This window comes from Ruegeria sp. YS9 (assembly GCF_024628725.1).
GTDB classification, from domain to species: domain Bacteria; phylum Pseudomonadota; class Alphaproteobacteria; order Rhodobacterales; family Rhodobacteraceae; genus Ruegeria; species Ruegeria atlantica_C.
In genome coordinates this window covers 2,122,103-2,140,670 of record NZ_CP102409.1, presented here as the reverse complement: position 1 = coordinate 2,140,670, position 18,568 = coordinate 2,122,103, and the positions used below count along the sequence as shown (strand labels likewise).

General features: G+C 59.5%; 17 protein-coding genes and 2 tRNA genes. 8 read left to right on the top strand and 11 right to left on the bottom strand.

Annotated elements, in window-relative coordinates; all coding sequences use genetic code 11:
- Positions 1-13: 13 nt before the first annotated feature.
- On the top strand, positions 14-415 hold the full coding sequence (locus tag NOR97_RS10850) for a DUF2147 domain-containing protein (protein WP_170343692.1): 402 nt from the start codon (positions 14-16) through the stop codon (positions 413-415).
- A 3-nt stretch (positions 416-418) separates the two neighbouring features.
- On the opposite strand, the gene hisH is transcribed toward NOR97_RS10850, so the two are convergent.
- Together hisH and hisB are read right to left on the bottom strand one after the other, a co-directional pair.
- Positions 419-1,057, bottom strand: a complete 639-nt coding sequence (hisH, locus tag NOR97_RS10845; protein ID WP_170343693.1) for an imidazole glycerol phosphate synthase subunit HisH — start codon at positions 1,055-1,057, stop codon at positions 419-421.
- Positions 1,058-1,645 carry an imidazoleglycerol-phosphate dehydratase HisB gene (gene hisB, locus NOR97_RS10840; RefSeq protein WP_170343694.1) on the bottom strand — a complete coding sequence of 196 codons (588 nt, stop codon included), beginning with the start codon at positions 1,643-1,645 and terminating at the stop codon, positions 1,058-1,060. It abuts the gene before it with no gap.
- A 154-nt stretch (positions 1,646-1,799) separates the two neighbouring features.
- Here hisB and NOR97_RS10835 point away from each other — a divergent pair, with 154 nt between their 5' ends.
- Positions 1,800-2,039: an Lrp/AsnC family transcriptional regulator gene (locus NOR97_RS10835; protein WP_050602861.1), complete on the top strand. Its 240-nt coding sequence runs from the start codon at positions 1,800-1,802 to the stop codon at positions 2,037-2,039.
- Here NOR97_RS10835 and NOR97_RS10830 read toward each other — a convergent pair.
- The 3 genes from NOR97_RS10830 to NOR97_RS10820 all read right to left on the bottom strand — a co-directional run bounded on the left by NOR97_RS10830 (position 2,036) and on the right by NOR97_RS10820 (position 3,166).
- Complete coding sequence (locus tag NOR97_RS10830) at positions 2,036-2,902, bottom strand: GNAT family N-acetyltransferase (protein ID WP_257599097.1); 867 nt, start codon at positions 2,900-2,902, stop codon at positions 2,036-2,038. The genes NOR97_RS10835 and NOR97_RS10830 overlap by 4 nt on opposite strands.
- 81 nt (positions 2,903-2,983) lie before the next feature.
- Positions 2,984-3,058, bottom strand: a tRNA-Gly gene (locus NOR97_RS10825).
- 33 nt (positions 3,059-3,091) lie between these two features.
- A tRNA-Gly gene (locus tag NOR97_RS10820) sits at positions 3,092-3,166 on the bottom strand.
- Positions 3,167-3,317: 151 nt separating this feature from the next.
- Here NOR97_RS10820 and NOR97_RS10815 point away from each other — a divergent pair.
- Entirely contained in the window at positions 3,318-3,470 is a 153-nt protein-coding gene (locus NOR97_RS10815; RefSeq protein WP_170343696.1) for a hypothetical protein, read from the top strand.
- A gap of 15 nt (positions 3,471-3,485) precedes the next feature.
- On the opposite strand, the gene NOR97_RS10810 is transcribed toward NOR97_RS10815, so the two are convergent.
- The 4 genes from NOR97_RS10810 to NOR97_RS10795 all read right to left on the bottom strand — a co-directional run bounded on the left by NOR97_RS10810 (position 3,486) and on the right by NOR97_RS10795 (position 10,483).
- On the bottom strand, positions 3,486-3,869 hold the full coding sequence (locus tag NOR97_RS10810; RefSeq protein ID WP_257599096.1) for an MAPEG family protein: 384 nt from the start codon (positions 3,867-3,869) through the stop codon (positions 3,486-3,488).
- A 79-nt stretch (positions 3,870-3,948) separates the two neighbouring features.
- Positions 3,949-7,386, bottom strand: coding sequence for a pyruvate carboxylase (locus NOR97_RS10805; protein WP_170343697.1), 3,438 nt, complete (start codon positions 7,384-7,386; stop codon positions 3,949-3,951).
- A gap of 160 nt (positions 7,387-7,546) precedes the next feature.
- Positions 7,547-8,668 (bottom strand): alpha-hydroxy acid oxidase, encoded by a 1,122-nt coding sequence (locus NOR97_RS10800; protein ID WP_257599095.1) that lies wholly within the window; start codon positions 8,666-8,668, stop codon positions 7,547-7,549.
- 39 nt (positions 8,669-8,707) lie between these two features.
- Positions 8,708-10,483 (bottom strand): diguanylate cyclase, encoded by a 1,776-nt coding sequence (locus tag NOR97_RS10795; protein ID WP_374041580.1) that lies wholly within the window; start codon positions 10,481-10,483, stop codon positions 8,708-8,710.
- A 179-nt stretch (positions 10,484-10,662) separates the two neighbouring features.
- Between NOR97_RS10795 and NOR97_RS10790 the strand changes: the two genes are divergently transcribed.
- Positions 10,663-13,056: an ATP-dependent helicase gene (locus NOR97_RS10790; protein ID WP_257599093.1), complete on the top strand. Its 2,394-nt coding sequence runs from the start codon at positions 10,663-10,665 to the stop codon at positions 13,054-13,056.
- A gap of 4 nt (positions 13,057-13,060) precedes the next feature.
- On the opposite strand, the gene NOR97_RS10785 is transcribed toward NOR97_RS10790, so the two are convergent.
- On the bottom strand, positions 13,061-13,279 hold the full coding sequence (locus NOR97_RS10785) for a DUF1330 domain-containing protein (protein WP_257599092.1): 219 nt from the start codon (positions 13,277-13,279) through the stop codon (positions 13,061-13,063).
- Between the two features lie 438 nt (positions 13,280-13,717).
- Entirely contained in the window at positions 13,718-13,942 is a 225-nt protein-coding gene (locus tag NOR97_RS10780; protein ID WP_257599091.1) for a DUF1127 domain-containing protein, read from the bottom strand.
- Between the two features lie 966 nt (positions 13,943-14,908).
- Between NOR97_RS10780 and mraZ the strand changes: the two genes are divergently transcribed.
- The 4 genes from mraZ to NOR97_RS10760 are packed head-to-tail and all read left to right on the top strand — an operon-like array spanning position 14,909 to position 18,561.
- On the top strand, positions 14,909-15,412 hold the full coding sequence (gene mraZ / locus NOR97_RS10775) for a division/cell wall cluster transcriptional repressor MraZ (RefSeq protein WP_257599090.1): 504 nt from the start codon (positions 14,909-14,911) through the stop codon (positions 15,410-15,412).
- A 4-nt stretch (positions 15,413-15,416) separates the two neighbouring features.
- Positions 15,417-16,412: a 16S rRNA (cytosine(1402)-N(4))-methyltransferase RsmH gene (gene rsmH, locus NOR97_RS10770; RefSeq protein ID WP_257600865.1), complete on the top strand. Its 996-nt coding sequence runs from the start codon at positions 15,417-15,419 to the stop codon at positions 16,410-16,412.
- Positions 16,409-16,777: a cell division protein FtsL gene (locus NOR97_RS10765; RefSeq protein ID WP_152458671.1), complete on the top strand. Its 369-nt coding sequence runs from the start codon at positions 16,409-16,411 to the stop codon at positions 16,775-16,777. Before rsmH ends, NOR97_RS10765 begins: the two co-directional genes overlap by 4 nt.
- Entirely contained in the window at positions 16,774-18,561 is a 1,788-nt protein-coding gene (locus NOR97_RS10760; RefSeq protein WP_257599089.1) for a penicillin-binding protein 2, read from the top strand. Before NOR97_RS10765 ends, NOR97_RS10760 begins: the two co-directional genes overlap by 4 nt.
- The last annotated feature ends 7 nt before the right edge of the window (positions 18,562-18,568 follow it).

Genomic DNA, 18,568 nt, shown 5'->3' with positions numbered 1-18,568 from the left:
CAGGGAGACAATCATGAAGAGATTTACTTTTGCAGCGGGTTTGATGCTTCTTGCGACCAGCGCAATGGCTGCGGATCCCGTCGACGGTCTGTGGAAGACCGCACCGGGTGATACCGGCGGCTATCTGCACGTGACGATTTCCGCATGCGGCAGTGCGATCTGCGGAACCATCGACAGCGCGTTTGATGCGGATGGCAACGAGCAGCTGGAATATGAAAACCTTGGCAAGCAGATCATCTGGGACATGGTGCCCGAGGGTGGCGGAAGCTATGACAGCGGCAAGATCTGGGCACCGGACCGGGACAAGACATACAACTCGAAAATGTCGCTGGACGGCCAGAACAAACTGACCGTCAAAGGGTGTGTGGCGGGCGGTCTGATCTGCCGCGGACAAACCTGGACGCGTGTTCAGTAGGGTTCAGGGTTTCCAGGTCAGGAAGTTTCCCAGCATGCGCAGGCCAACGTCCTGACTTTTCTCGGGGTGAAACTGCATTCCAACCATCGTGTCGCGGCCAATGACGGCCGTGACCTCCTGCCCGTAATCCACATAAGCCAATCGCTGTGCCGGGTCGGATACCCGGAAGTGGTAAGAATGCACGAAATAGGTGTGATCGCCGGATTTCACCCCGTTGAACACCGGGTGATCGCTGTCCAGAACAAGATCGTTCCAGCCCATATGCGGCACTTTCAGCGATGTGTCTGACGGCTCGATTCTGACGACATCGCCGGCAATCCAGTCCAGACCATCCGTTTCGCTGTATTCATGGCCCTTGGTTGCCATCAACTGCATGCCCACACAGATGCCCAGAAACGGGCGGCCTTTCTGTTCGACCGCCTCGACCATCGCGTCATAGATACCCTTGTGACCACGCAATTCGGCAGCGCATGCCGGAAACGCCCCGTCGCCGGGCAGAACCAAGCGATCCGCGCGCGCCACAACATCCGCGTCCGAGGTGACGACAACCTCGCCCGCGCCGACCTCCTGCGCCATGCGCTGAAACGCTTTTTCCGCCGAGTGCAGGTTGCCGCTTTCGTAGTCGATAATGGCGGTCAGCATTTACAACGCGCCTTTGGTCGACGGAATCGCGTCCGCCTTGCGCGGATCGGTTTCGACGGCGTCACGCAGCGCGCGCGCGACGGCCTTGAATGCGGCCTCGGCGATGTGGTGGCTGTTGAAACCGTGCAACTGGTCGATATGCAGCGTGATGCCGCCATGGGTGCTGAGCGCCTGAAAGAACTCGCGCACAAGTTCTGTGTCGAATGCACCGATCTTCTGCGTCGGCAGGTCCACATTCCAGATCAGATAGGGGCGGCCCGACAGGTCCAGCGCACAGCGCACCTGAGCGTCATCCATGGGCAGGTGGCATTCTCCGTACCGCCGGATACCTTTCTTGTCGCCCAGGGCCTGCGTCAAAGCCTGCCCCAGCGCGATGCCGGTATCTTCGACCGTGTGGTGATCATCAATGTGGTAATCGCCCTTGGCGCGGATCGTCATGTCGATCAGGGAATGGCGCGCCAGTTGATCCAGCATGTGATCAAAGAAGCCAACTCCGGTCTGGTTGTCATATGTACCGGCGCCATCCAGATTGATCTCTACCGAGATTTCGGTTTCGGCAGTCTGGCGGCTGATCTTTGCGCTGCGCATGGGCGAATTCCTTTTGCTACAGGCGCGCTTATAGACGGGGATGGTCGTGGTTTTCCAGACCATGCGTTGCGATCGCTGCAAACTGTTGCAGGGGATTGCACCCGGCTTGGCCCCGTGTCAGCTTGCCAACAACACGAACCGATAGGGTCAAACCATGTCCACCTGCGTTTTCATCCAGATCCGCTGCAAGCCCGGCACCACCTACAAGGTCGCCGAGGAAATCGCCCTGCGCGAAATCCACTCCGAACTGTATTCCACCAGCGGTGAATATGACCTGCTGCTCAAGCTCTATATCCCCGAAACCGAGGATGTGGGCCATTTCATCAACGAACACCTGCTGGTGATTCCCAATATCGAACGCTCGCTGACCACAATGACGTTCAAGGCGTTTTAACCCAGTTCGAATGTGGTGACGCCAAAGACACGATCCAGATCGATATCCGGCGTGTGGTCGGAATACATCCGGGCCGTTTCAAACACCTTCTCAAGACCCAGCGCATCCGCCAGCGCAAAGGCGGCGGCGTTGGGCCGCGGCATGTCGATGAACACGTCATGCGTGGCGTGATCGTCGGGGATGGCGTCCAATACCGAGGCCAGCAGGGCTTGCGCAATCTCGGCGTCGTCCGCAAACAACGGCCCGATCTTGTATCCGCTTTGACAGGGCCGCAGGGTCGCATAGCCCCGGATTACGCCATTCTCGGCAATCACGCGCGAGGCGTGGCTGGGCGCGCTCAGCCAATCGCGCAGGAAGATGTCGCGCGGGGCAGGGAACATCTGCCGGTCATAGGCGGCTAGATCGTCCGAGAGGCTGTGCAACTCCTCAACCCGCGCAGCCGGTTGCGCCCCGAGCGCGGCCAGAATCCCGCGTTTTGTCCCGCCAAAGCGGTAGTTGTTATAGGCAAAGGTAAAACCGGACTTGCGGTAGTTATCCTGCTGCTCGACGACACCATCCAGACCGATGTTGTCCGCATTGCAGTTTTCCAAGGCGTGCCGCCAGATTTTCAGCCCGTGGCCCGATCCGCGAAACTCGGGCCGAACGATGTAGAACCCAAGGAACGCAAAGGCGTCATCATACTGAACGACCGAAATGGAAGCGATCATCTCGCCATCCAGGAACCCGCCGAGAAACCCGCGGGTATCCGTGCCGTGGAAGCAACGAGCATCGTGATACCCCGGGTTCCACCCTTCGCGCCCGGCCCAATCGACGGCCTTTTGCACCTCGTCAACGGTGAGTGGGCGGATGACGTAATCAGACATGGGTGAATCCTGCGTTGGGCGATGCAACCAGAATGACGCAATGTCTTGTGAAGAACCAGCATGTATGGAGAGTTCTGTATCTGGAGCGGGCGAGGCGATTCGAACGCCCGACCCTAACCTTGGCAAGGTTATGCTCTACCCCTGAGCTACGCCCGCATCAGATACATATGTGGTCCGAAGACCTCTCAATGGAGCGGGCGAGGCGATTCGAACGCCCGACCCTAACCTTGGCAAGGTTATGCTCTACCCCTGAGCTACGCCCGCGCCGTTGAGTGAGGAGGGATTTATAAATTCCCACGCGGGGCTGCAAGCGGAAAAACACAAAAATGAGAAAAAAGTATTTCGACGGAACCCGGCATCCGGCCCGTTCAATCTCAAACACGGATCAAAAAAGGACACAGGCAGAGGGGCTTTCATGATATCCGTTGCAGACATGAAGATAATGGCGCTGGCCGCGATGATCTTGCTGGTCGCCGTGATGCCGGAATCGGACGATCACGAACACAATCGGATCACGCCCGTTTTGTTGAAAGCGCCCCATGTGATGACGACGGACCTGACGGGATAGCACCCGCCAGCTGTCCTACAGCGCCAGAATCAGGTTGGCGATGGCCGCAACCAGAATGGCCAGGAACGTCAGGCTCATTCCAGCCTGCCGCAGGATGACGATCTGGGGCGTGCGCCCGAATCCGTAAGCGTGCAGCAGACGCCCGGCCAGCAACATCAAACCCAGTATATGCACAAGCAACCCTCCGGCGCCCTGTAATTCCACCATGGCGATCAGCAAAAGGGCGATAGGGGCGTATTCGGCGCAATTGGAATGTGTCCGTATCGCCTTGATCATCAATTTGCTGCCCCCATCCCCGACCGAGATTTTGTCGCTGCGGCGCTGAAGGATCACTTTGACGCTGAGTGCCACATAATGAATAGCGATCAGGGCCGCATAGATCGGGGTGATAGCAAGCATGGTGTGTCTCCGCTCCGGCATAGAAAAAGGGCCGCGTGGTTTCCCGCGCGGCCCTTTGAACTGTAATCGGTTCGGCAGCTTATTCCAGCTCGATCAGAAGGTCCTTTGCGTCAATCTGGCCGCCGGGCTGCACATGAACGGCCTTGACGGTCGCATCGCGCTCGGCGTGGATGCCGGTTTCCATCTTCATCGCCTCGATGGTCAGCAGCATGTCGCCTTCCTTGACCTGCTGGCCCGCTGTTACGGCGACAGTGGCAACAACACCTGGCATCGGCGCACCGACATGATCCGGGTTGCCGACCTCGGCCTTGGGCCGCGCCTGCGTGGTCGAGGTGACCAACCGGTTCGGAACCCGGATCACGCGCGGTTGACCGTTGAGTTCAAAGAACACTTTGACCTCGCCCTTTTCATCCGTTTCGCCAATGGCCTGACAGCGGATTTCCAGCGTCTTGCCGGGGTCGATTTCCGCGGTGATCTCCTCGCCCGGCTCCATGCCGTAGAAGAAGGTGCGCGTTGGCAGGGTGCGGACCGGACCGTAGACCCGGTGGCGACCCATGTAGTCCAGGAACACCTTGGGATACATCAGGTATCCGTTCAGATCCTCGTCATCGACCTCTTTGCCTTCCAGCTGCTTGGACAGCTCGGCGCGGGTGGCTTCAAGATCGACCGGGGGCACATCCTTGCCGGGTCGTTGGGTGTTGGGCACCTCGTCTTTCAGCACCTTCTTGATGATGGTCTCGGGGAAACCGCCCGGAGGCTGACCCAGATTGCCGCGCATCATGTCCACGACCGAATCGGGGAAGGCCACATCGGTATTCGGATCCTCGACCTGTTCACGGGTCAAGTTCTGGCTGACCATCATCAACGCCATGTCGCCAACGACCTTGGAAGACGGCGTGACCTTGACGATGTCACCGAACATCTGGTTCACGTCGGCATACATCTGTGCCACTTCGTGCCAGCGCTCTTCCAGGCCCAGGCTGCGCGCCTGCGCCTTGAGGTTGGTGAACTGACCGCCGGGCATCTCGTGCAGGTAAACTTCGGACGCCGGGGCCTGAAGGCTGGATTCGAAGGCCGCATACTGGCCACGCACAGCCTCGAAGTAATCGCTGATTTCACGGATGGCCTTGATGTCCAGCCCGGTGTCGCGGTCTGTGTGGCGCAGCGCCTCGACCACCGTACCCAGTGTTGCCTGGCTGGTGTTGCCCGAGAAGCTATCCATCGCGCAGTCAACAGCATCCACGCCCGCCTCGGACGCGGCCAGAATGGTCGCGCTGGCAATACCGGCGGTGTCATGGGTGTGGAAGTGTATCGGCAGCCCGACCTCTTCTTTCAGCGCGCGGATCAGGATCTTGGCCGCAGCCGGCTTCAGCAGGCCCGCCATGTCCTTCAGGCCCAGAATATGCGCGCCGGCGTCGCGCAGTTCTTTCGCCATGCCGACATAGTATTTCAGGTCGTACTTGGCACGATCCGGGTCAAGAATATCGCCGGTGTAGCAGACGGTACCTTCACAAATTTTGCCGCTTTCGACGACCGCATCCATCGCCACGCGCATGTTCTCGACCCAGTTCAGCGAGTCGAAGACGCGGAACACGTCAATTCCTGTCGCCGCCTGACGCACGAATTCCTGCACCACGTTGTCAGGGTAGTTCGTATATCCCACGCCGTTTGCGCCGCGCAGCAGCATCTGGGTCATCAGGTTCGGCATCGCCTCGCGCAGGTCCCGCAGGCGCTGCCACGGGCATTCCTGCAAGAAACGGTAGGCGACGTCGAATGTCGCGCCGCCCCAGCATTCGACCGAGAACAACTGCGGCAGGTTCGCCGCATAGGTCGGCGCCACCTTGATCATGTCGATCGAGCGCATCCGCGTCGCCAGCAGAGACTGGTGCCCGTCGCGCATGGTGGTGTCAGTGATCAGCAGTTGGCGCTGCGCCTTCATCCAGTCGGCCACCGCCTGCGGGCCCTTCTGCTCGAGCAGGTTGCGGGTACCCATCTGCGGTTCGGCCTTCAGCGCCGGAGGCCTGGCCTCCTTCAGGTCGGCGCGCGGGCGCGGGCGGTCCTTGGTTTCGGGATGCCCGTTCACGGTGATGTCCGCGATATAGGTCAAAACCTTGGTGCCCCGGTCGCGCCGCTTCTTGAAGGTGAACAGCTCGGGCGTGGTGTCGATGAACTTGGTGGTGTATTCGTTCGACAAAAAGGTCGGATGCTTGAGCAGGTTGATGACGAAATCGATATTGGTGCTGACACCACGAATTCGGAATTCTCGCAAAGCACGGTCCATCCGGCTGATCGCTTTTTCGGGCGTCGGGGCCCAGGCGGTAACCTTGGTCAGCAGCGAGTCATAATACCGTGTGATCACACCACCCGCATAGGCCGTGCCGCCATCCAGACGAATGCCCATACCGGTGGCCGAGCGATAGGCGGTGATGCGGCCATAGTCGGGGATGAAGTTGTTCTGCGGGTCTTCCGTCGTGATCCGGGTCTGCAACGCGTGGCCGTTCAGTTGTACGTCTGCCTGGCTTGCAGCGCCGGTCGCCTCTGCCAGAGGTTTGCCCTCGGCGATCAGGATCTGCGCCTGCACGATGTCGATGCCGGTGACTTCTTCGGTGACGGTGTGTTCCACCTGCACACGAGGATTCACCTCGATGAAATAGAACTTGCCGGTGTCCATATCCATCAGGAACTCGACCGTGCCGGCGCATTCATAGTTCACATGAGCGCAGATACGGCGGCCCAGTTCACAGATCTCGGCGCGCTGTTCGTCGCTCAGATACGGGGCAGGGGCGCGTTCCACGACCTTCTGGTTCCGGCGCTGGACCGAGCAGTCGCGTTCATAGAGGTGATAGATCTCACCGTGTTTGTCGCCCAGGATCTGCACCTCGACGTGGCGCGCACGTATGATCATCTTTTCCAGATAACCCTCGCCATTGCCAAAGGCGGCTTCGGCCTCGCGACGGCCTTCCAGCACTTTCTCTTCCAGCTCGTCTTCCGACTGGATCGGGCGCATCCCGCGCCCGCCGCCGCCCCAGGACGCCTTGAGCATCAGCGGATAGCCGATTTCGGCGGCCTCCTTGCGGATCGCGTCCATGTCATCGCCCAGAACTTCGGTGGCAGGAATGACCGGAACACCTGCTTCGATGGCTACGCGCCGCGCGCTGGCCTTGTCGCCAAGCGCGCGCATGGTTTCCGCCTTGGGGCCGATGAAGGTGATGCCGTTCTTGACGCAGGCATCGACGAAATCCGGGTTCTCGGACAGCAGGCCATAGCCCGGGTGGATCGCGTCGGCACCACATTGCTTGGCGACACGGATGATCTCGTCGATCGAAAGATACGCGGCCACCGGCCCCATGCCTTCACCGATCTGATATGCCTCGTCCGCCTTGAACCGGTGCAGGCCCAGTTTGTCTTCTTCAGCGTAAACGGCGACGGTTCGTTTTCCCATCTCGTTTGCTGCGCGCATGACGCGGATGGCAATCTCGCCGCGGTTGGCGATCAGGATCTTGTTGAAGTCTGTCATGATAGGTCCCGGTCTTTTGTGTATGGGCGTCTTTTTGGGCGGAGAATACGCGCAGGTATATCCGTTCTTCTGGGTAGAACCGGCATGTTATCGCTCGCAAACGCCCTATGATCGCAGCGCCCTTATACTTTTGCTGCGCCGCAGCATCAAATGTTTAACGTTAACTCTCAATCTGACACAGGCTTGCCAGGCCCATCTGGCCCATATTTGCATGCAGGTCCTGCCTGAGAATCTCGATGACATGTGCAGGCCCCTGCACGCCAAGTGCCGCGAGACCATACAAAAAAGCCCGCCCAAGCATCACGAAGTCTGCGCCCAGTGACATGGCCCTCAAGATATCCAGGCCACCTTCGACGCCACTGTCGAAGATCAGGGGCAGGCGGGTCGCATCCCGGACAGAGGGCAGAACCTCAATGCTGGCCGGGGCCGCATCAAACTGACGACCGCCATGATTCGACACCCACAAGGCGTCGACGCCAACTTGTTCCAGCCGGCTCGTATCCTCCGGGCGCAGGACACCCTTCAGGACAAGCGGACCGTCCCAGTGGTCGCGCAGCCATTTGACATAGTCCAGATCCGGCGAGGTTCGAAGCAGGTAACCGATATGAGCCGTGGGCGGCAGATCTCCGGGGTTTTCGATATATTTGTCCAGCGTTCGCATGTGCGGCACGCCGTTGCGCAGCATGCCGATGGCCCAGGCGGGTCTTTGGGCGATCTGCGCCAGAATGCGCGGGGTCAGCTTTGGGGGTTGCCGCAGGCCCGATCGTGTCTGCCTTTCCCTGCGCGATGCGACGGGAACATCCGCGGTGAGGACCAGGGTTTTGAACCCGGCCTTGCGGACCCGGTTCAGAAGGTCCTTTCGAATATCCGGATCTCGGGGCGGGTAAAGCTGGAACCAGGCATTGTCCCCAATATGCGGTGCCATGTCTTCGGGGCTTTGGCTGGCTACTGTCGACAGAGTATAGGGAATACCCGCCTTTGCGGCCGCGCTGGCAAGCAGCTGTTCGGCGCGGGGCCAGACCAGCCCGGACATGCCGATCGGCGCGATTCCGAAGGGCAGCGGATACGAAGCGTCGAGAAACGTCTTTGACGTATCAAAGTCCAGCTCGCCATGCAGGATCGAGGGGCAGAGGCGCACACCATCCAGGGCCTGGCGGTTCCGGTGCAGTGTCGTCTCAATCCCGGTTCCACTGTCGATATACTCCCACACGAAATGCGGCAGGCGACGGCGCGCACGGTGTTTCAGATCCGGTATGCCGGGATAGGTGCTGTGCAAGTCCATGCAGATTGATCCGACCTGCCATGCGATTCGGCAAGTTTTTTAAGCTGCATCCTTAGGTGGTTGCCGGTTTTCAGGTGGCGTTTTTTTAATCTGGTTCCCGGTGCCGCTTGCAACATACACTTGGTTGCGCCCCTTGTCCTTGGCGACATAAAGCGCGTCGTCGGCTGCGCGCATCAGGTCCTGCGGCATGGCGCCGTGGGCCGGGTAATGTGCGACCCCAACCGATATCGTAATGCGCGGCAAGGCCTTCTCGCCATATCGTACGGTAACGGCTTCAACCGCCTGGCGCAGTTGTTCGGCGCGGGTCATGGCATCTTCGGGGCTGTTGTCAGGCAGGATCAGCATGAACTCCTCGCCACCGATGCGGCAGGCGACTTCGTCCCGGTCGCACCCTTGCTCCAAGGCGGCGCCGACGGCGCGCAACACCATGTCGCCCGCATCATGCCCATGAGTATCGTTGAACTTCTTGAAGTGATCCACGTCCACCGCGATCAGGCTTAGTGCGGCGCCCGTCTGCTGGCTGCGGCTGATGGACTTGCGCAGCATCTCGGTCATATGGCGGCGATTGAACAGCCCGGTCAGCGGGTCTCGTACCGATTGGTCGTGCAGCTGATCCCGCATGCGGACATTGGCGATCGCCATACTGATCTGTTCGGCGCATAATTGGGCCAGCTTGCGGCTCTTGTTGAAACAGTCTTCGCGCCCCTCAAGTGCCCGCAGATGCAAAAGACCAACGGTTTCCCCATGGGCCAGAATGGGAAAGCAGAAATAGGGCCGCCCGTCATGCGGTTCGGCGTGTTCGCATACAAAATCAATCTCGGATGCGCCGAACTCGTAGGTTCGGCCGCGCCGCAATCCCCAGCATCCTTCGGGATGAATGTGGGATTTATGAGTTCCACCGTTCCAGCTGGCGCAGCCATCCAGCACGTCGCGTGAGTTTGAGTAGACATACACGCTGCCGTCGGCCTCTGGCAGGATATGGGTCATGAAGCGGGACACCATGTCGAACAGTTCATCCAGTGACCGGCTTGATTGCAGCCATTCGTTCAATTCACCCAGCAGGCGGACCTCGCGGGCCAGGCGCAGCTGTTCGTCCATCAGTTCCCGCTCTTTTACGGCCCGTTTGCGCAGATCGCGAACCTGTCGACGGTTGGTGCGATGAACAATCAGGATAACTGTCGTCAGCGCCAGCAGGGCTATCCCGCTGAGCAGCGCAAGCGACAGGCGAACGCGCGTGATGAACAGGTTCCGCAGGTCGGTTATGTCGGAATAGAACTCGATCGCGCCCAGGAACGTCGCATCCTTGATGATCGGCGTGTAGACCTCGGCCACATGGCGGCTGCTCAGTTCCGAATCCCAGGAATTGTCGACAACAAAGGAGCCGACTTCGGTAATCGGCTTCTCTTCGTGTTTGTAATAAAGGCCCCCGGCGGCGACGATCGACTGGAAATAGGGTTTCTCATTCACGAACCCGACGTCGCTTGCACGGGTCGACCAGAACACTTGCCCCGACGCATCAAACAGCTTGAAGCGGTAAATGTCTGTGGTTTCGGGCAGTAACTCCAGAAACTCCTCGTCATGCTCGCTCAATGTGTGGAAACGGAATGCCTGTTCAAGATCGTTCAGATGGCTTTCGACCTGGCGGCTCATCCGCATCGCGGTTTTTCGCAGGTCTGTTTCCAGCATGCGATCAACCACTGGCGCCGGGACGGCATAGATCCCCCAGCCCGCTGCTGCCGTCAGCACGAGCAGCATCAGGGCTACGCCTATCATTTTAAGCCTCGAGGACTGACCTGTCAGTTTCGCTTGTTTCATATGTCCGCTCCCACAACACACGGCCAAGCATCCCAGTCAGGGTTTTACAGAGAGTTAACGGGGGTGCAGGGCGGTGGCGTGTTTGTTTAGAATTGAACATAAAAAGAAGTGCGAAAAGTCTGCGAACAAGCCGTGAACAAACCCTTTCCCTTCGCGCTTTTCCAGCGTAGTTTGGGGCCATGAGCAGTTTTGACGAAATGGACGCCTTCGAGGGCGCTTCGCTGTCGGCGCGGGCCATGGCCGTGCGCCCTTCGCCCTATCTGGATGAGCTGAACCCGGCACAACGGGACGCGGTCGAGCGGCTGGATGGACCGGTTCTGATGCTGGCCGGTGCCGGCACCGGCAAGACCAAGGCGTTGACCACCCGTATTGCGCATCTTCTCAACACCGCGCGCGCACGCCCGAACGAAATTCTGTCGGTCACGTTCACCAACAAGGCCGCACGCGAGATGAAGGAACGGGTTGGCCGCCTGCTGGGACAGCCCGCCGAGGGGATGCCGTGGCTGGGCACCTTTCATTCGATCTGCGTCAAACTGCTGCGCCGGCATGCAGAGCTGGTCGATCTGAAGTCGAACTTCACCATACTGGATACCGACGACCAGCTGCGCCTGCTCAAGCAGTTGGTGCAGGCCGCAAATATCGACGACAAACGCTGGCCTGCGCGGATGTTGCTGGGAGTCATCGACGATTGGAAGAACCGTGCGCTGACACCCGACAAGGTGCCAGCCGCCGATGCCGGGGCCTATGACAACAAGGGCATTGAGCTATATGCCCAATACCAGACCCGCCTGCGAGAGTTGAATGCGGTGGATTTCGGCGATCTGCTTCTGCACATGGTTACGATCTTCCAGACCCATCAGGATGTTCTGGAGCAATACCAGCGCTGGTTCCGCTATATCCTGGTGGACGAATACCAGGACACCAACATCGCCCAGTACCTGTGGCTGCGGCTGCTGGCGGGTGGGCACAAGAACATCTGTTGCGTCGGCGATGACGACCAGTCGATCTATGGCTGGCGCGGTGCCGAAGTGGGCAACATCCTGCGGTTCGAAAAGGATTTCCCCGGCGCGTATGTGGTGCGGTTGGAACAGAACTATCGCTCGACCCCTCATATTCTGGCCGCCGCCTCGAACGTCATCCGCGGCAATGAAAATCGTCTGGGCAAGGAGCTTTGGACCGATGCCGAGGAAGGCCACAAGGTCAATCTGATCGGCCATTGGGATGGTGAAGAAGAGGCCCGCTGGATCGGCGAGGAGATTGACGCGATGCAGGGCGGTACGCGTGGTATTCGCCCTATGAACCTTGATGAGATGGCTATCCTTGTCCGCGCCAGCCACCAGATGCGCGCCTTCGAAGACAGGTTTCTGACCATTGGTTTGCCCTACAAGGTGATCGGCGGCCCGCGATTCTATGAACGGATGGAGATCCGCGATGCCATGGCCTATTTCCGGCTGGTGGTTTCCCCCGAGGATGATCTGGCCTTCGAGCGGATCGTGAACACCCCCAAGCGCGGCCTTGGCGACAAGGCGCAGCAAACCATCCAGATGACCGCGCGCGAAAATGGGGTGTCACTGGTCGAAGGGGCTCGGATTGCCGTCGATAACGGGTTGATCAAGGGCAAGGGCGGCAAGGCGCTGCGCGAACTGATCGACGGTCTGGCGCGTTGGAATGCGATGACGCGTGGGCCGCGGATCGAGGTGGACGACGATTCGGTGATCGATGACGGTTCGCCCATGCGATTCGGCGCACCCGAGCATACGCATATCGAACTTGCGCAGATCATTCTCGACGAATCCGGCTATACCGCCCATTGGCAGAACGACAAGACGCCCGAAGCGCCGGGGCGCCTTGAAAACCTCAAGGAACTGGTCAATCAGCTGGACAATTTCGAAAACCTGCAAGGGTTCCTCGAACATGTCAGTCTGGTGATGGACAACGAACAGGACAGCGGTGGGCCCAAGGTCTCGATCATGACGCTGCACGCAGCCAAAGGGCTTGAGTTTCCCGCGGTCTTCCTGCCGGGGTGGGAGGACGGTCTGTTCCCCTCGCAACGGTCGATGGACGAATCCGGGCTCAAGGGCCTCGAGGAAGAACGCCGTCTGGCCTATGTCGGCATCACTCGTGCCGAGGAGGTGTGTACCATTTCCTTTGCCGCCAACCGGCGGGTGTTCGGGCAGTGGCAGAACTCGATGCCGTCCCGGTTCATCGACGAATTGCCGGAAGATCACGTTGAGGTTTTGCCAGGGGCCGGGCTGCACGGCAACAGTCAGATGTCGGCCGGTATCGAGACCCGCGCGGCCGAAGCGAATGTCTACAACTCGCCGGGCTGGAGGCGGATGCAGGCGCGCCAGGGGCAATACGGTATGTCTCAGCCGCGCGAATCCCGCAACACGGTGATCGACGCGACCGCCGTGGCCAGTTTCACGCTGGGGGAACGGGTGTTCCACCAGAAATTCGGCTATGGCGCGGTTGTCGGGATCGAGGGCGACAAGGTCGAGGTCGAATTCGACAAGGCCGGCACAAAGAAAGTGGTCTCGCGTTTTCTGACCAACAAGGATGACGTCCCGTTCTGAGGCGTCATATCCCTTCGACCAGAACCAGATTGGTCGAGGCGGTAGCTTGCCGGATTCTCGCCAGCCCGATGTAGTCGGGGTCGTCTTTCCTGGCTTTCGCCGTGGCAAGGTCCGTAAGCTCCATCAGCACAATGCCACCTTTGGGCCAATCGCCTTCGATCCGTTCGACCGGTTTCGATGAGACCGTGAGCAGTCGGCCCTTGTGGCGGTCGAAGTTCCGCATCAAACCCGCCGGATCATCCTGTTACCCATCCGGGTCGTGGGTGTCGATCTGCGCGATGAAACAGGCGGCTATCGTTTCCTTGGGATCAGAAATCAGCGGGCCATCTTGCACTGGTGTCGAAAAAAACGGCGGTTCCCAGGGAGGAGGAAGGGGAACCGCCGTCTTGTCAACATCAGAGCAGGGAGGAGGAGAGCCCCGATGTATTCGAACCCGGGTTTGAACCCGGTATGAGGAAGACGCGGCGACGTCAGGGAGGAGGAGGACGTCGCCGCGCGCTTTCAACATCAAGGCAGGGAGGAGGAGAGCCTCGATGTATCAGGATCCGGCGGGTTGAGGCCGGTATAAGGTGCGGCAACGTCAGGGAGGAGGAGAGACGTTGCCGCTGATAACAGACCCTAAGGGAGGAGGAAGGGCCTGATCTCGGTATTCGTGGCGCGCTTATTGCGCGATGTGATCGTTGGCGGCCTGCATGGCCACCCGACGGATCATGGACCGATGCAGGCCCAGATCGGCCAGTTCACGGTCCGACAGCCCTGCCAGCTCATTGACGGTCTGGCGATACATACGATAGCGGGCAAAACGCGCCTTTGCGTTTTCGATCAAAGTTGCGATCCCGAACGCCGATGCGCTCTTCGAGGCTGTATATGTGCTTGCGACTGCCATGCTCATCATCCGTATTCATTTGCTTTGCCGATAACGCTCGGCCCTTGCTTGAGGTTGAAAATAGGCAAATGCTGCGATTGCACAATAGGTCGCATCGTCAATGCTGCTATGCAGCAAGCGCATAGATTGGTTCAGTTTTTTCCTTCAACTCGAAATGCGCCTTGAATCATTGGGCCTTCCCTTGGGTCACGGGTGACGGCGGAAACATGGCCTTCCGACGGCTTGCCTTTTAATTGAGCGGTGTTGGCTGGAATTTGTGCGCAACAAAACCACTCAAGACGTGCGTGTGACCGAAGCGCCAGGCAAGGCGCGGCGGTTCAGCTATTCCCTGGTGCACGATTTGCCGGTCTCGCAGGTCGCGGAGTGTACTGCCCGAATGCCACGGGACTTCATGGGCTAATGTGGTTGTCGAGGGGATGTCCCGCCGGAATTGCGCGCGAAATGCGAATGATTCTGCAAGATCGCCGCCCATGGATGCCGGGTTTTTCCATCCTGAATGCTAATCATCCAGTTTTTTCGGGAAATCATGGGAAAAAATTTTCAGCTTCATATTATCTAAATCTAGGGGGTGTTGTAACAGTGACTCCTACAGTTAGTGTTGTTGTGCTCAAATTTCATGGTGATATTGTATCCCCAGGGTGATTCAGGGAATACGGTTGGCAAAATTCCTGTTGATTTCCATGAATTCCCATGGCATCCCTAATGCATCCGATGAGGACGAGGCAGCAGGGGCACCAAACGACCCCGACCAAAAATAATCAGGTTTCATACAGGCATCTCGCTTTCATCAATCAAGAGATCCGGCGCGCGGGCGAGCAGACATCCCCCCAGGTGGCGCGTGCAGCTGGACATCCCGCACAGCGGGTCAATGCGGCGGGTTGATCAGTGGCAGCAGATCAACCCGCCGTTTTTCATCCGGGGGGAACGCGAATTTCAAGTGGGGCGCAAGCGAAAGGGACAGTCGTCTTGGCGCGCAGGTTCAGAGGTGAAAGCCACCATAAGGTGGATGCGAAAGGCAGGGTGTCGATCCCGGCCTCGTTTCGCCGTGTGCTTGAAGCCTCCGATTCCAACTGGCAGCCCGGCGACAATCCAGAGCTTGTGATCGTCTACGGGGATCATCGCCGCAAATACCTGGAATGCTACACGATGGAGGCGATCGACGAGGTCGATGCCAAGATTGACGCGCTGCCACGCGGCTCGATGAAGCGCAAGATGTTGCAGCGCCTGTTCCACGGGCAGTCCTTCCCGACCAATGTCGATGAAACCGGGCGGCTGGTCCTGCCGGCAAAGCTGCGCAAGAAGATCGGTCTTGAGGGCGAGGCGTTTTTTATCGCCGCCGGGGATACTTTTCAGATCTGGAAGCCCGAGACCTACGAATCCGAGGAACTGGCGGCGACCGAGGAATGGCTCGACGGCCTTGGCGACGATGTTGACCCGCTGCAATTCCTCGATGAAGTCGAGGGCGGGTGACGGCATGGCGGCCGCGGATCACCCACAACCGGACGCGCCTCACATCCCTGTCTTGCTGCGCCCGCTCCTGGCGGCGGTGGCGCCGGTCACGGGCGTCTGGCTGGACGGCACCTTCGGCGCAGGCGGGTACACCCGCGGATTGCTGGACGCCGGGGCCGACAAGGTGATCGGTGTTGATCGCGATCCGCTGGCTTTTGAGATGGCGTCAGACTGGGCGGGCGCGTATGGCGACCGGCTGGTGATGCAGCCCGGCGTGTTCTCTCGTATGGATGAATATGCGCAGGATCTGGACGGCGTTGTGCTTGACCTTGGCGTTTCCTCGATGCAACTGGACCAGGCCGACCGTGGATTTTCCTTCATGAAGGATGGCCCTTTGGACATGCGCATGAGCCAGGATGGCGAAAGCGCTGCCGATCTGGTCAATACCGCGACCGAGGCGCAATTGGCCGACATCCTGTTCCATTATGGTGAAGAACGCGCCAGCCGCCGGATTGCCAGGGCGATTGTCAAAGCGCGCGCGGAAGAGCCGATTACCACGACCCTGCGTCTGGCCGAGATCATCGAATCCTGCCTGCCACGTCCGAAACCGGGGCAATCCCACCCGGCCACGCGCAGCTTTCAAGGGCTGCGGATCGCCGTGAATGCAGAATATGAAGAGCTGTTTCAGGGATTGATGGCCGCTGAACGTGCATTGAAACCCGGCGGGCAATTGGCTGTCGTCACGTTCCATTCCATCGAAGACCGGATGGTGAAACGGTTTTTCCAGTCCCGCGCGGGAAAGACGGGGCGTGCGAACCGCTATGCACCCGAGATTGAACAGGAACAGCCTCAGTTCACGTTGAAGACCCGCAAGGCGGTGGGTCCTGACGAACAGGAGTTGCGGGAAAACCCGCGTGCACGGTCAGCCAAACTGCGCGTGGCGATACGAACCGATGCTCCGGCGGGGGAAATCGAATCGCGGGCCATCGGGATGCCGCAACTGGGGGGAAGGGCAAGATGAAGAGTGTTTTGTATGTGTTGACTGCTCTGTCCGTATTCGGCCTTGCTTTGTGGGCCTATCAGGAAAACTACCGAACCCAACAAGTGGTCAAGGAAACGCAGTCTTTGCAGCGCGAGATCGGAATGGCACAGGTGCGGCTGGCCGTTCTGAACGCGGAATGGGCTTATCTGAACCGCCCGGACAGGCTGCGCGAACTGGCCGACCTGAACTTTGAACGCCTTGGCCTGCTGCCGTTGCGGGCCGAGCAGTTCGGACGCGCGGATCAGATCGCCTATGCCGAAGACCCGGACCTGCCTGTCGTTGATCCGATTGAATTGCAGGCCATCACCGATATTCAGGCTTTGGGCGAGGTGCAGATTCCATGACACGCACCCCTCTGCGCCCCCTGGCCCGAATCCTTGATGCCCGCGCCCGAGGCGAAAACCCCAAGGCAATCGAGCGTGAAAACATCCGCAAGCGCCACGAAGAGATGAAAGATCGCGCCCGCGCCCGCGCCGAAGGGCGTCTGCTGGTGCTTGGTCTGTTCTTCTTCTGCGCATTTTCAGTTGTCGGTGTCCGCATGGGCATGTTGGCGACCTCGGAAGCACAAGAGCCTCTGGCCAGCGCGCCGGGAGCAGCGATTGCCATGCAGCGCGCCAACATCGTCGATCGCGAAGGGCGCATACTGGCCACCAATCTGGACACCTATTCCGTTTACGCACAGCCCCCTTTGATGATCGACCCCGTTGCCGCCGCAGACCAGTTGGTAGCGATTTTTCCTGATCTGGACAAAGAGCGGCTGATCAAGGACTTCACCGGCAACCGCAAATTCCTGTGGATCAAGAAACGCATTTCGCCCGAGCAGAAGCAGGCCGTGCACGACATCGGTGATCCCGGCATCCTGTTCGGCCCGCGAGAAATGCGGCTTTACCCCAACGGGCGGCTGGCCGCTCATATCCTGGGCGGGGCCGGTTTTGGGCGTGAAGGCGTCAGCGCCGCCGAAGTGATCGGCGTGGCCGGTGTGGAAAAGCAGTTCGACGATTATCTGCGCGATCCGGCCAACGGCAACAAGCCGCTGCAACTGTCGCTGGACCTGACCATTCAGGCCGCGGTTGAACAGGTTCTCGATGGCGGCATGAAGATCATGAACGCCAAGGGGGCCTCGGCCGTTCTGATGAACGCGCATACGGGCGAGGTCATTTCAGCTGCTTCGCTGCCTTCTTTTGATCCGAATGACCGTCCGCGCCCGCCGACCTCGGGCTTTGACCCCTCGGACAGCCCGCTGTTCAACCGTTATGTGCAAGGCGTGTACGAACTGGGGTCCGTTTTCAAGATTTTCACCGCGGCCCAGGCCGTTGAACTTGGATTGGTGAATTCGAACACCATCATCGATACGTCCGGGCCGATGAAGATCGGCCGCTTTCCCATAGGCGAATTCAACGGCAAGAACTATGGCAAGATCAGCGTGGCGGATGTGATCGTCCACAGCTCGAACCGTGGCACGGGGCGTCTGGCCTTGCAAATCGGGGCCAAACGGCAGCAGGAGTTTCTGGACGCGCTTGGCATGTTCGATCCGACCCCATTCGAGATTGTCGAGGCCAAGGGCGGCGTGCCGCTGAAGCCGAAGAAATGGGGCGAGCTCAGCACCGTGACAATTTCCTATGGTCATGGCCTGTCGACCAGTCCGATGCATCTGGCCGCCGGATATGCTGCGATTGCCAATGGCGGGCATTACGTCAGCCCGACCATCCTGCGCCAGAACGGCACGCAATACGGGCCTCGTGTCATGTCACAGGACACCGCACGTCAGGCGCAGAAAATGCTGCGCAAGGTGGTAACGGACGGCACCGCCAGTTTCGCCGAGGTCAAGGGCTATGACGTGGCGGGCAAGACCGGTACGGCCGACAAGCCCAAACCGCGCGGCGGGTATTACGACGACAAGGTCATTGCCACCTTTGCGACGATCTTCCCGGCCTATGACCCGCAATACGTTCTGATCGTCACGTTGGACGAACCTTCGATCGTGGCCTACGGTGAAAAGCGCCGCACGGCCGGTTGGACTGCGGTGCCTGTTGCCGCCGAACTCATCGGTCGCGTCGCACCGTTGTTGGGGCTACGTCCCCGGCTTGAGCCTGAGGCGGGCGCTGCTATAACGCTGACCTCAAACTAGGCTGTCC